General features: G+C 56.1%; 10 protein-coding genes. 7 read left to right on the top strand and 3 right to left on the bottom strand.

Going from position 1 to position 12,929, the window contains the following annotated elements:
- The first annotated feature begins 300 nt into the window (after positions 1-300).
- Together Q31a_RS15245 and mutL are read left to right on the top strand one after the other, a co-directional pair.
- On the top strand, positions 301-1,785 hold the full coding sequence (locus tag Q31a_RS15245) for a sigma-54-dependent transcriptional regulator (protein WP_145079497.1): 1,485 nt from the start codon (positions 301-303) through the stop codon (positions 1,783-1,785).
- Between the two features lie 81 nt (positions 1,786-1,866).
- Entirely contained in the window at positions 1,867-3,993 is a 2,127-nt protein-coding gene (gene mutL / locus Q31a_RS15240; protein WP_145079494.1) for a DNA mismatch repair endonuclease MutL, read from the top strand.
- A gap of 167 nt (positions 3,994-4,160) precedes the next feature.
- On the opposite strand, the gene Q31a_RS15235 is transcribed toward mutL, so the two are convergent.
- Both Q31a_RS15235 and Q31a_RS15230 read right to left on the bottom strand, forming a co-directional pair.
- Positions 4,161-4,601, bottom strand: coding sequence for an ATP-binding protein (locus Q31a_RS15235; protein ID WP_145079491.1), 441 nt, complete (start codon positions 4,599-4,601; stop codon positions 4,161-4,163).
- Positions 4,602-4,626: 25 nt separating this feature from the next.
- Positions 4,627-4,992, bottom strand: coding sequence for an STAS domain-containing protein (locus tag Q31a_RS15230; protein WP_145079488.1), 366 nt, complete (start codon positions 4,990-4,992; stop codon positions 4,627-4,629).
- 153 nt (positions 4,993-5,145) lie between these two features.
- On the opposite strand from Q31a_RS15230, the gene Q31a_RS15225 reads away from it, so the two are divergent.
- The 3 genes from Q31a_RS15225 (at position 5,146) to Q31a_RS15215 (ending at position 8,298) form a co-directional block, all read left to right on the top strand.
- Complete coding sequence (locus Q31a_RS15225; RefSeq protein WP_145079485.1) at positions 5,146-5,397, top strand: hypothetical protein; 252 nt, start codon at positions 5,146-5,148, stop codon at positions 5,395-5,397.
- A 224-nt stretch (positions 5,398-5,621) separates the two neighbouring features.
- Positions 5,622-6,452 (top strand): zinc ribbon domain-containing protein, encoded by an 831-nt coding sequence (locus tag Q31a_RS15220; RefSeq protein ID WP_145079482.1) that lies wholly within the window; start codon positions 5,622-5,624, stop codon positions 6,450-6,452.
- 370 nt (positions 6,453-6,822) lie between these two features.
- Positions 6,823-8,298: a DUF1501 domain-containing protein gene (locus tag Q31a_RS15215; RefSeq protein ID WP_145079479.1), complete on the top strand. Its 1,476-nt coding sequence runs from the start codon at positions 6,823-6,825 to the stop codon at positions 8,296-8,298.
- Between the two features lie 238 nt (positions 8,299-8,536).
- Here the strand turns inward: Q31a_RS15215 and Q31a_RS15210 are convergent, their stop codons facing one another.
- A complete protein-coding gene (locus Q31a_RS15210) occupies positions 8,537-9,700 on the bottom strand; it encodes a cytochrome-c peroxidase (protein WP_197355301.1) in 1,164 nt (387 codons plus the stop codon).
- Between the two features lie 446 nt (positions 9,701-10,146).
- Between Q31a_RS15210 and Q31a_RS15205 the strand changes: the two genes are divergently transcribed.
- Entirely contained in the window at positions 10,147-12,393 is a 2,247-nt protein-coding gene (locus Q31a_RS15205; RefSeq protein ID WP_145079476.1) for a protein kinase domain-containing protein, read from the top strand.
- 47 nt (positions 12,394-12,440) lie between these two features.
- On the top strand, positions 12,441-12,911 hold the full coding sequence (locus Q31a_RS15200; protein WP_145079473.1) for a DUF2752 domain-containing protein: 471 nt from the start codon (positions 12,441-12,443) through the stop codon (positions 12,909-12,911).
- Positions 12,912-12,929 lie beyond the last annotated feature (18 nt).

Genomic DNA, 12,929 nt, shown 5'->3' with positions numbered 1-12,929 from the left:
AGCGAAAGGAAACCGTGTAATTCGTCAGCATCGATTGCCAAACTTGGCTGGTATTTATTGCGAAAACGACATCCCACGACAGGTTTTGACCGAGCATGATTGGTGATCGGGACTCGACTCGCGAGTCAAGGGTGCCTCGCGGCTACCCGGTGGGGCCGTTAATATATCAAGGTTGATGAACTTTGTTCACCACAAATCCAGAGAGTCGGGGCAGCCGATTGCCGAAAGCGCAACGCCCAATGGGCCGTAATTCCCCTACCTCTGCTATTTTTTCCCCCACTCGCCCCTAGCCGTGTGTCCATGAACCAAGCTGCGACAACGAGTTTTGACCAAGAAACTGGCCTCGATCCACGTGAATACTCTCTGTTGATTGTGGACAATGACAAGGCGCATGCCCGCGCCATGACCGAAAGTCTGGAAAGGGTCGGGTACCGCTGTACTGTGGCGACGAGCGGACCTGAGGGAATCCAGAAAATCGATCAGAATGTCTACCACGTCGTCATCAGCGACCTCGTCATGAACGATATCGACGGGATGCAGGTGCTGCAGCGCGCCAAGCGGTCGTTGCCGGATTGTGAAGTCGTGTTGGTAACCGGGCATGCGACGGTTTCCAAAGCGGTGGAAGCCATGCAGGAGGGGGCGTTTACCTTTCTGGAGAAGCCGATTACGCCCGGACGACTGCGGGCGGTTGCCTCTAAGGCCATCGAGGCCTGTCATCTGAAGCAAACCAATACCGAACTTCGCCAGCGGTTGGACGAAAAGTTTGGCTTTGAAGGGATCATCTACGCCAGCCAGAAAATGCAGGAGGTCATCGAGCGGATTAAACGGATTGCTCCTACCGATGCGACCGTGCTGATCACCGGGGAGAGCGGAACCGGCAAGGAGATGATTGCTCAAGCAATCCACCAGAACAGCCCACGCAAGAACCGTCGCATGAAGGCGCTCAATGTGCGCGCGGTATCCGAGACACTCGTGGAAAGCGAGCTGTTTGGGCATGTCAAAGGCGCCTTCACCGACGCGGCCAGCGATCGGATTGGCGCGTTTGAATACGCCGACGGGGGAACGCTCTTCCTCGATGAAGTGGGAGACATGCCTATGAGTACCCAGATCAAACTGCTGCGAGTTTTGGAGGAGCATCGGATCACGCGGGTCGGCGACAACAAATCGATCAAAGTCAACTGCCGCTTGTTGAGTGCGACCAATCGCCCCCTAGAGCAGATGGTCGATGAGGGAACTTTCCGCAACGATCTCTACTACCGCCTCAATATTGTCACGGTTCACATTCCCGCACTGCGCGAAAGGCCGGATGACGTCGTGCCTCTGATGGATCACTTTCGCAAAATGTTTATTAAGCGGCATGGCAAATCGCCGTGCAGTTTTGCACCCGCGGTGACTCGCCGCTTCTACTCGTACAGTTGGCCAGGTAACATTCGCCAGCTTCGCAATTTTGTGGAGACGATGGTGGTCCTGGATACCGACGGAGTCCTCGATCTGAATGACTTACCGCCCGAACTGAGCGAAGCTTCCGATTTGAGCCCAACCACCGGAAGTGAATCGGCTGACTTGCTGCCAAGTGCCGGGGATTCCTCGTTGATCGGTCGCACGATGAATGACATTGAGCGGTGGGCTATTGAAGAGACGCTTCGCTTGACGGCAGGCAATCGAGATGAGGCAGCCAAGATTTTGAGTATTGGAGCTCGCACTCTTTACCGAAAACTCGATAAGTACAAACAAGAGGATGGAGACGCACCCGAAGAGCCCGAGGATGATACCCCGGCTACCTAATGGACTGCTCTTCCAGCTCGGCGGTGTGATTGTCCACGCCGATGCACTCCTTCAATCGCGATTCAAAATGAGTTTCTAGCAATGCCTACCATCCGGCAATTGTCGCCCAGTCTTATCAACAAGATTGCGGCCGGTGAAGTAATTGAACGTCCTGCCAGCGTGGTCAAGGAGCTGTTGGAAAATAGCGTCGATGCCGGGGCGACGAGTATCGAATTGTCCATCGAGGGAGGTGGGATCGACTTGATTCGCATCTCGGACAATGGGTGCGGAATCGACGAAGAGCAGATTCCACTGGCCATCGCCAGCCATGCCACGAGCAAGCTGGAAACTGCCGACGATCTGTTTGATGTGCACACGCTGGGTTTTCGTGGTGAAGCCCTAGCCTCGATCTCCGAAGTCAGCCATTTGACGCTGCGAACTCGAACTGCCGAGACCGATGCGGGATCGGAACTATCGGTGCGTGGCGGGGAAGCGACCGCCATCGTGCCTACTGGCTGTCCCGTAGGGACGATCATCGAAGTCCGACACCTGTTTTTCAATACACCGGTTCGGCGAAAATTCCTTCGCACTCCCTCAACCGAAGCGGGGCATATTTCGGAAGCTTTCACCCGAATTGCACTCGCCTTTCCGGAAATCCAGTTCACGATGCGCAGCGGTAATCGCGTGCAGTACGAATTGCCAGCCACCGAGCATTGGAAGGATCGTATCCGGGCTTTCTTCGGCGATGAAGTCGCCGATGCGCTGATGGAGGTCGAGAGTATTCAGGACGATGCGAGTTTGCGCGGATACGTGGCGGATCCCTCGGTCAGTCGCAGCAATAACCGGATGCAATACATTTTCTTGAATGGCCGCCACATCCGCGATCGCTCATTGCAACACGCCTTGGGAGAGGCCTATCGAGGCCTGTTGATGGTCGGCCGCTTTCCGATCTGCTTTCTGCGCATGAATCTGTCACCCCAGAAAGTGGACGTCAACGTCCATCCGACCAAGATGGAAGTCCGCTTTCAGGAAGGTGGCAAGCTCTATAGCCAGTTGCTCAAAACGCTCCGCCACCAATTTCTGACCACCGACTTGACCGCGCGGGCACGGCACGTCCCGGGGCCTGTTCCGGCGGGCTTGCGGACTCCGACCGGCACTTCAGCGACGAGCGTTCCCGTCACGGAACACACGCCCATGTCCTCCCGCAGTGAAGCTCGCTGGGATCAACATGCGGAACAGGTCTCCAGCGTTGCCAAGAGCGAGGGCTTGTCCCCCAAGTTGGATCTGCCCGAGGTCGTGCCCGAGTTCCGCCCCTTCCACAGCAGTCGCAGCGGTCCGATTGGTGTGCAACTGCACGATCGTTCGTCCTCCGCTGAACCCGGGGCTGCTAGGCTATCAACCTCGCACCTCGGACCCGAGGATCTTCGTGATAGGAATGACGCCAACGCAAGTGGAGAGACTGCGGCGGAGCTACCGCCTGGAGCCGTTGCTTGGAGTGCATCCCAGGCTGGCAATGCGGTCTTCGGTAGTGCCATGGACAGCTTGCCGGCACTGCCGGATGAGTTGTCGCGCAACCGCCGCGTCGACTCCGGTACACCAACCGGAGACTCTACCATGGATGACGTGCAGGCGTCTCCTGACTCCGACGAAGTGGGGTACAGCCGCCTTGGATTCCAAGTCCACAATCGCTACTTGATTACGCAAGACGAGAATGGCATGGTGGTGGTCGATCAGCATGCGCTGCATGAACGTATCCTCTACGAGCGATTTCGCCAGAAGACCGAGGCACGCTCTATGGAGAGTCAAAAGTTGCTCGTACCCGAGCCACTCGATTTAACACCGCGAGAAGCGGCGGCGGCTCTTGAATTCCGAGAGCTGCTGGAGCAAATTGGAATCGAAGTGGAACCTTTCGGAGGTGACACGATCCTGATGACTAGCTATCCCGCCATGCTCGGCAAACTTCGTCCTGCGGATGTGTTGCGCCAAGTGCTTGAGCCGCTGATGAGTGGTGGGAAACAACCCGATGCCCGTGAGCTGCTCGATGAAATTTTGAACATGTTGGCTTGCAAGGCAGCTGTCAAAGCTGGAGACAAACTGGCACCTGAGGAAATTACGGCTCTCTTGGAACAACGCGATTGCTATCAAGACACCCATCACTGTCCACATGGTCGTCCAACGGCGTTATTTTTCAGCCGCGAGCAGCTCGACAAGATGTTCAAGCGGACGTAAAAGTTTGCTGAAGGCGGAAGTAGGTGTAGCCCTTCAGATCTATTGAAGTGGTTCGGCAATGCCGAAGTGCGCCCGACGACTTGCCCTAGAGTGAGTCGCGTCTACCAGGCACTGGTAGGCTGCGGAGGGGCTAGCTCTAGCCAAGGCATTTCCAAGAGAGGGCCCCGTCAGCCGGCTTCGGTGGTTTCCGCACTGCGTTGTTTGTACATGGTGACTTCATTGCCACATGCGTTGTATTCCACGCGCGTCATCACTTCACGAATGAGCATCACGCCCCGTCCGTTGGTGCACTCGAGATAGTCATCCTCACGAGGGTCGGGCAAACTGTCCGCACAAAACCCCTTCCCTTCGTCTCGGAATCGCAGGTAAACCATCTCAGGGCTCACATGAAATTCTAACTCAATGGATTTATCGGGAGCTTCCTGATTGCCGTGCGTAACGGCATTGACCATCGCTTCTTCAGCAGCCAATTGCACATGGAAGTAGTCACGACCGTCCCAGCGGTTGTCAGTCAACGCTTGGAGCAGCAGCTCGATTACTTCGTGTCCGACATCTCGAGAACTGGGAATTCTGCGGCGAAAAGACCAGGTCCACGCAGGCTCAGCCATGATCTGCTCCAGGAAAGAACGGTGCTTAGACCGTGACGCCAAAGGCCTTCAACGCCTCACTCTCGGTTTTGCGTATGTCAAAGACTCGATTCAAGCGGGTCAAGGTGAACACTTCCAGTATTTCGGCTCGCAGATTGCAGAGACGCAGGACACCACCCACTTTTTTGACTTCGCGATCCATGTTGATCAATTTGTTTAGAGCGGCCGAGGACATGAATTCCACACCATCGAAATTGAGCAACACATGCTTGATGTGATCCCCTGTTACGATGGACAGCATCTCGTCACCCATGTCTTCGATGTTGCTACTGTCAATGATCTTTTTATCTGCGAAACGGACCACCGCCATCTCACCGATTATTTGAACTGCGATGCGTTGCCGCTCGGCCATTGGGAGCCCCTAGAATTTCTTGATCGAATCGGATTAAATTAAGCGAGCTTTTGAGCACAGGGTGTCTTGCCACCGGATGGTTCTATGCTACGGCAAGTGTCCGTTGCTAGCAAGTCGCCCACTCCCCCACATTATTAGTTAAAGGACTTTCTAATGATGCACTCGGTCGATGTTTTGGAAGAGGCGCTAGAATTGGCGCGGCAGAGCGGGTTTGAGGTCCGTCACGAATGGCTGGGAGAAGCTACCGGGGGAGCCTGCCGAATCGGTAGCCGACGCCTGTTGTTTGTCGACCTCTCGCTGACTGCCGATGAGCAGCTTCAGCAGGTCGTGACAGCACTGCGGGCCTGCGAAGTACGCGACTGGCCCCTGTCGACCTCCCGGGCGTTGCAAAGATTATTGAGCTAGTTTGTCAGGCGTCCGAACAAAATGCTCTCCAGGCACCTGGACGATTCCCGGCGTGGTTACAACTGCAAGATTTCTCTCCGCGAGTGCCGATTCCAATCGGAATGTCCTGAGAAAACTTGTGGTACCGATTAAATTAGTTACTAAGCAAGCGTAGGATAGCAACGCATCCGCCGCATTGACCTAATGTTTTGTTCAGTCCAAGCAATTACCAGAGATACGCACTGATGCCCATTAAATTTGCTTGCCCCCACTGCAAAAATGTGAGAACCGTTGATGACAAAATGGCGGGCAAAAGCGGCAAATGCAAGTGTGGGCAGACAATCACGGTGCCGGCCGCGAAACCCCAAGCCAGCTCCGCTGCGGCAGCGGCCGATCAGGGGTCGGGGATGAACGCCGTCTTTGACGATTTAACCGATGCGGACTTCGAGCGAACCGACCCATTCCAGAAGGTTTACTCCCCCGTCAAGAACAACAGCGATGCAAAATCGTTGCGGAAGTATCAGTCCGAGGCTGCCCAGAAGCAGACGACCAAGCCCGGAAAGTTGAATGGCGGCGTCATCTTTGTCGCTATCGTCTCCATCCTCAACGGGCTGGGTATGCTTGGACTCGTGGGAATTCTTGCCGCCAGTGTGGTTTCCTTAAGCGAACTCGAAAGTGCGGTGCCTTTGGTCAAATCGGGGCTGGGAGTTGCCATCGCTGCTCTCAGCGTGGTCGCGATCATTCTCTTGGGCGGCGGCGTTGGCGTCATGCTCAAGCAAGCTTGGGGATGGTTCTTAATGGCGATCGGCTTTGCGTTTCTCAGCGTGGATCGCCTTTTTACGCTGGGCATGGGCCTCTCTACGGGCTTCGATCAAGGGCGGTTTTTTGTTGGTATGATTCCGGTCGTCGTGATACTGGGACTGACGATGCTGGTTTACAAAGAGGACACCCGGAGAATTTTCAAGATCAAGTCCACCGTGCCTGTAGTGCTGGCGGCGGTGATTGGAGTCGCAATTGGCGGTGGTTTTATTGCGGCGGCTTTGACCATGGGAGGAGGTTCGGCCGCCACCCCGTGACTGAAAAGCCCAGTTGAAATAGCAATCCGCAGCGCGAGGCAAGAAGAGTGATCGCCGCTGAAACGCATTTTGAGTGCCTGTCTTCACGGCAAAATCAACCATGCTCTAAAATCAACAGTCCATGAAGTTGCAAGGCTGTTCCCCCAGAAGCCACAAACAGCGTGCAGTCAACGTGCAGTCAACGTGCAGTCAACGTGCAGCGACTGGAACAAACCCGCGATGTACGTGATTCCACCGAGTGTCCAACAACTGACGTTGCCCGCGTATCCGCCCGCCTAAGTTGGTTTATAATGGGGAGGTGTCTCCCCCCTGCTACTGAATCCCCCGCCGACCGTATTTCCCTCCCCCACACGTTGTCAAGTTAACTTTCATGTCGAACCAGGTTCCACGCCCTCAGCTCGCCAGCCCGTCATCCAGCCCCAGTTGTAGCCTTACTCGGCGCGAGCTGTTGCAGCGGTCGGGCATGGGATTCGGTGGACTAGCCTTGGCTCATTTGCTCGGTGAAGAAGCGTCAGCCAGCGAAGCGTCGCCCCATGCCGGGGTAAACCCGTTGCTGCCCAAACAACCGCATTTTGCAGCCAAAGCCAAGCGGGTAATCCACATTTTTGCCAATGGCGGTCCCAGCCATGTTGATACGTTCGACCGCAAGGTAGCGCTAGAAAAGTACGCCGGACAGCCGATGCCCGGTGAAACTCCGCGAACCGAGCGCAAAACCGGCGCGCTGTTCCCGTCTCCCTTTCGGTTTCAACGCTACGGAGAGAGTGGACTGGAAGCAAGTGAACTGTTCAAACACACAGCGCAACACGCCGACGACATGTGCGTGATCCGATCGATGCACGCCGATGTTCCCAATCACGAGCCCTCGCTGCTGCTGATGAACACCGGTGAATCCCGATTGGTCCGGCCCAGCATGGGCGCCTGGATGACTTACGGGTTAGGCACCGACAACCAGAATCTCCCCGCATTTATCGCCATGTGTCCAGGGGGATATCCCATCCAGGAGTCCCAGAATTGGCAAGCCGGTTTTCTACCCGGAGTCTTTCAAGGGACTTACATTGACACCAAGCACGAAACGGTAGAGAAGTTGGTGGAATACATCCATAACCAGCGTATCTCCACCGATCTTCAGCGACGGCAACTCAATTTCATTCAACACTTAAATCGAATGCATCAGGCGCAACGCGATGCCGATCCGCAATTGGAATCCCGCATTCAGTCGTTTGAACTTGCCTATCGGATGCAAGGCGAAGCCTCTGAAGTGTTTGACGTATCGCGCGAACCACAGCATGTACTCGATGCCTACGGACCAGGGGTTCAGGCGCGACAGTTGCTCATCGCACGGCGACTGGTCGAACATGGCGTGCGGTATGTGCAGGTATGGCATGGGGCTGGCCAGCCCTGGGACAATCACGACGACCTAGAGACCCGACACCGAGCGCTCGCGGGCGAGTCCGATCGCGCCATTGGTGCACTCCTCAGTGACCTCAAACAACGCGGAATGCTGGAAGACACATTGGTGATTTGGGGTGGCGAGTTCGGTAGAACCCCCACGGTCGAGCTTCCCAAGGAGGGAAGCAATCAAGGCAAAGTGAACGGACGTGATCACAACCACTGGGGGTTTACAATGTGGTTGGCCGGGGGAGGGGTGCGTGGCGGCTCCGTCTATGGTGCAACTGACGAGTTTGGATTCAAGGCCATCGAGAATCGCGTGCATGTCCACGATCTGCATGCCACGCTGTTGCATTTGTTGGGCTTTGATCACGAACGGTTTACCTACCGCTGGGCAGGACGCGATTTCCGCTTGACCGACGTGCATGGCCGCGTGATTCGAGATCTGCTGGCATAGCCGCAATCGCTGGCGACTTTCGTGTCACGCTGGCTGAATACGCAAGCTGCATCGCAGGCAACGCCGATTGCGATTGCCGCCCTTGTATGATGGGTGGGACGCGACCTTGCCAATGGCCCCTCCACTGGTTCTCCAATGCACTGGCTCTCCAGTCAGTCCAATCTAGACCGCTTACGAAGTTGGAGTGCAGGTCGGGGCGGCGGTAACATGGCGAGTGGCGTGCCACGCAGCGGCCCCATTAATCTGGAATCGATCCGGTCAAAGTTCTGAGAAACGCGACGAGGCGACGCACCTCTTCCTCGTGGACTTCTTTGCCCAGTTGATATTCAATCATGATGGCGACCGCCTCTTCAAGCGTGCCAACCGAGCCATCGTGAAAGAAAGGGGCAGTCATGGCGATATTGCGCAAGGTTGGAACTCGGAATACATGGCGATCGACTTCGTCTTGGGTTGTATTGAATCGTCCTAAATCGATGGTACTGGCTGTGTCCTGGTCCTTGAAGTAGGCTTCCATGCGCCCTAGTTTTTGGAACATGTTGCCCCCCACTGCGGGACCTTGGTGGCAGGCGATGCAATTCATGGTGACAAAGAGATGGTAGCCGTTGAATTCGTCAGCATTGAGCGCCGCTTCGTCGCCGCCCAGCCATTGATCAAACCGGTCTCCGACCGTGATGAGCGAGCGTTCGTAGGTCACGAGTGCCTCGCGAACTCTATCCTCGGTCGGACTTCCTCCCATGTGCTGTTCAAACTGAGCGGCGTAGGCATCGTTGTTCTTCAAGTATTTGATGATTCGTGGCCAACTGGAACCCATTTCCATCGGGCTGGTGATGGGGCCATCAAGCTGCTCTTCCAAAGTCCGCGCCCGGCCATCCCAGAATTGAGCAAAATTGTAAGCCGCATTGAGAACGGTGGGGGCGTTGAACTTTCCCTCGCTGCCATTGACGCCCCTGGAAACCTTGAGACCATCGTCGCCCCCCTGGGCTACGATGTGGCAAGTTGAACAAGCGACGCGTCCGTTGCCGGAGAGCGCAGGTTCATGGAACAGTTTCTTGCCCAGCAGGACAATCTCCGGGTCCAATTCTTTAAAGGGGACCAACGGTGAGATCGGCTCGTTGCGACGATTGATCGCGGCAACATAGAGTGGCCGCTCGGTCTGCGGCTGTTGAATCTCGCTCACTGCGTCCGGTGCGGAGCCACTCCAGGCACAAACCATGAAGCCGATACCGCACGACGCGACGCTGGCGACCACCAGCGGCCAACCGCGTTTCGCAAGAATTCGCAGGCGAGCTACGAGACTCTTACTCGCTTTCGCCACGTCTCCGTGCTCGGCGGGCGCCCCAACGATGAATTGGTTCCGCAAACGGGCCGCTTCAGCATCGGACGTCGGGGGAATACTGCTCATTGTTCTCGCTTTGTCTATCCGAATGCTGGCGTTTGCTAGCTGAGGAAACTGTCGATGAAACTTGGAGATGGCACTGCCTAGGTCGTGTCCCGGCGGGAACCTACGAAAAACTAGGCTGCGATTCTGACGAATGACGCTTCCTTAGCTTGGTCTACAGAATCTTTGTCCCTCACGAAGACACCACCATTGATAGAATCGCTACAACGGGAGAGTTAGGAATTTCATTTCATTTAAGGAGGCTGGATCCCCCCACTGGATGTGTTCGTCGGAAGCGTTCTGGCGCTTTCATCCAGATTCTCATGCTTGGCAGACTGTAGCCCGACTTTGGTGGTGCCGCCACAATTGCTAAGCTGTAGAGTAAGCGTCTGAAGGGCGGACGCGGCGTCTAAGTGGCAGACGCGAGGGACGGTCTCTGGGCAGATTCCAACCACACGGCACGGCGGCGAATGAATTCTGATTACACACAGCAACAATCACTCGGTGGCTTGCAACGCTCTGAGAAGCTCAGCCTGCAATCGACCACTCCTCCGGCAGAAATCCCTGGTTATCGAATTGAGAAGTTGCTGGGGCAAGGTGCGTTTGGAGAAGTCTGGCAAGGATTCGATCTCAATACGGGACGTCCGGTAGCGGTTAAGTTCTATTTGCACCGTAGCGGTGTCGATTGGTCGCTGCTTCGCCGCGAGGTCAAGCACTTGGTCAACATGTCGACGGGACGCTACATCGTTCAAGTCCTGGGTGTCGGCTGGGAGGCGGAACCCCCCTACTATGTCATGGAGCATTTGGAGCGAGGCTCTCTAGAGGATATGGTCCGCGCGCGTGGTTCGCTCTCCATCTCCGAAACCGTCAGGATGCTCCGCGAGATTGCCGACGGTCTCAGTTTCGCGCACAGCAAAGGGGTGTTGCATTGCGATCTGAAGCCGGCCAACATCCTGTTGGATCACGACTGGCGGCCTCGATTGGCCGATTTTGGTCAGAGCCGGATGTCGGATGAGCAGACCCCCTCGCTGGGGACTTTGTTCTACATGGCTCCCGAGCAAGCCGACTTGGGCGCGGCTCCAGATGCCGCATGGGATGTTTACGCCCTCGGCTCGATCGCCTACAGCATGCTGGTGGGAAGCCCCCCCTATCGCACACCCGAAGTGGTCGAAACACTCGATACCGCCAATTCGCTCCCCAACCGCCTACAACGCTACCGAGAGACCATTCGGAAGGCTCCCAAGCCGAGGTTGCACTACCGCCGTCGAGGAATTGACAAGGGGTTGTGTCAGATTGTCGATCGCTGCCTAGCGGTACGGCCGCTCGATCGCTTTCAAAACGTTCAACAGGTCATCGGGGCCATCGATAATTGGGAGCGCGCCAGAACTCGCCGTCCACTTTACCTGCTGGGAATCGTCGGCCCCATATTGCTACTATTGTTGATGATGCTGTTCTCGGCGCGTAGCATCTCGGTGGCGAAGGAGGGTGCGCTCCAGCGGATTCAGCAACGGTCTTTGGATAGCAATCAATTTGCGGCCAAGTTTGCGGCCAAAACACTTGAAAGCGAGATCGATATTCTATTCCGCCTCGTCGCTTCCGAAACGCGACGGGAGGAGCTGACTGGCCTGCTTTTGAAGGTTACCGAGCAGGCGCGGCCGCAACTGGAGCAGCTCGCCGACGGTAAGCCACACCCGCAAGCCTTTAAGGAGTTGATAGCGCTCGATGCGCGTCAAGAATTGGAAGACTACCTGCGACGTCGACTGCAGGAAATGCGAGCACAAGAAGGGGATGGCAGTGGCGCCGCCCTGTTCAACAGTATCTTCATTACCGACGCCCAAGGCACCAACTTGGGGATTACCTTTGCGGACCCGAATGATCAAACCGAGAGCAGTCCGGTGGGACGCAACTTTGCCTACCGCAGTTACTTCAATGGGCAGCGTTCTGACAGTCCCCAGAATTTAGATCGCTCTCAAGTTCAACCGACACGCGGCACTCGGCTGTCTTCCTCGTTTCGCAGTACGTCGACTGGCAAGTGGAAGATTGGCGTAAGTGTACCGATCTGGGAGGAGCATGAGTACGCCGATGACCTGGTCCAACCGCCCGAGGATGTCATTCCCATCGGGGTCTTAGTCCTGACGATGAACCTCGGGGATTTTGAATTGCTCAGTGAGGCCAGCGATCCCAATAGCCGTTCGCGGTTCGCAGCCTTGGTCGACGTCCGCGATGGAAACCAGAAGGGGACGCTGCTACAGCATCCTTTGATTCAAGCCATGGATCGCGAGACCATGAAGCATTCGTCCATGCCACAAATGAGCGAACATCAAGTCGAGCGATTGCAGTCCTCCGAAGGGGTCATCGATTATATCGACCCCGCTTCCGAGTTTCCCAATGGAGGTGACTTCACCGGAGAGTGGATCGCTGCCATGCAACAAGTCCAGCTCCCCAGAGCTTCCTCGATGAGCGACTCGCAGAGGCCGCTCAGCGATCTTTGGGTGCTCGTGCAAGAACGCGCAAGTTCAATTGAAGCTCCGCTCAGCGAGCTCGGCTCCCAATTGCAGCGTGAAACCTACATTGAGCTTGTGGTACTGTTGGCTGTGATTGCATTGTTATGGTCCTTTGTCCTCCGTATTGGACAAGATAGCGGAACGCCTGGGCCATCCATCAATGAGCCTGGACACGTGAGCAGTTTCCAGTCAACCGTCGACCACAGTCGCTAAACGCAGGAGATATCAGGTGGCACGCTGTGACGCCAGCTAGTAGGAATGTGAATGCCGCCCTTCCGCTTTGGACCTATGCGCTCTGGGGCCTCTCGGCTGCGGGCATTTTGGTGACTGCGGCGTTGTTGTCTGTGGGGGCGGAGCGAGACGTTCTGCTTCCCGGTGCGGCCATCGTCGTCCCCGAGACTTGCATGATGCATGCCCGTTTCGGCCTCGATTGCCCAGGCTGCGGGCTGACGCGTTCCTTTATTCACCTGATGCACGGGAACTTTTCTGCGGCTTGGCAGCTGAGTCCCGCCGGGATACTCGTCTTCGCTTATACCTGGCTACAAATCCCCTTGGCACTCTTGGGCGTGGGAAGCCACTTGTCACCGTTCGAGCCCTCCAGGCGGTTGCTGTCACGCGATGGCTGCCGCGCGATGTTGCAGTCTTGCTTAGGGGGGAATCAGCTAGGACTCGTCATCCTCGTGCTCGCGCTTTCTGCACAGTGGATCTGGCGATTACTGCCAGCGTTGTAAGGAGCAGGAGGAGATTTC

The sequence above is a fragment of the Aureliella helgolandensis genome (assembly GCF_007752135.1).
Taxonomy (GTDB): Bacteria; Planctomycetota; Planctomycetia; order Pirellulales; family Pirellulaceae; genus Aureliella; species Aureliella helgolandensis.
The sequence above is the reverse complement of the archived record's forward strand: the minus strand, read 5'-3'. Positions and strand labels throughout refer to the sequence as shown.

Excerpts from the sequence above, each read along its gene's own strand:
- Q31a_RS15225 (WP_145079485.1), top strand. The coding sequence starts at position 5,146 with ATGATGCACTCGGTCGATGTTTTGGAAGAGGCGCTAGAATTGGCGCGG.
- Q31a_RS15210 (WP_197355301.1), bottom strand. The coding sequence starts at position 9,700 with ATGAGCAGTATTCCCCCGACGTCCGATGCTGAAGCGGCCCGTTTGCGG.
- Q31a_RS15235 (WP_145079491.1), bottom strand. The coding sequence starts at position 4,601 with ATGGCTGAGCCTGCGTGGACCTGGTCTTTTCGCCGCAGAATTCCCAGT.
- Q31a_RS15245 (WP_145079497.1), top strand. The coding sequence starts at position 301 with ATGAACCAAGCTGCGACAACGAGTTTTGACCAAGAAACTGGCCTCGAT.
- Q31a_RS15215 (WP_145079479.1), top strand. The coding sequence starts at position 6,823 with ATGTCGAACCAGGTTCCACGCCCTCAGCTCGCCAGCCCGTCATCCAGC.
- mutL (WP_145079494.1), top strand. The coding sequence starts at position 1,867 with ATGCCTACCATCCGGCAATTGTCGCCCAGTCTTATCAACAAGATTGCG.
- Q31a_RS15220 (WP_145079482.1), top strand. The coding sequence starts at position 5,622 with ATGCCCATTAAATTTGCTTGCCCCCACTGCAAAAATGTGAGAACCGTT.
- Q31a_RS15230 (WP_145079488.1), bottom strand. The coding sequence starts at position 4,992 with ATGGCCGAGCGGCAACGCATCGCAGTTCAAATAATCGGTGAGATGGCG.
- Q31a_RS15205 (WP_145079476.1), top strand. The coding sequence starts at position 10,147 with ATGAATTCTGATTACACACAGCAACAATCACTCGGTGGCTTGCAACGC.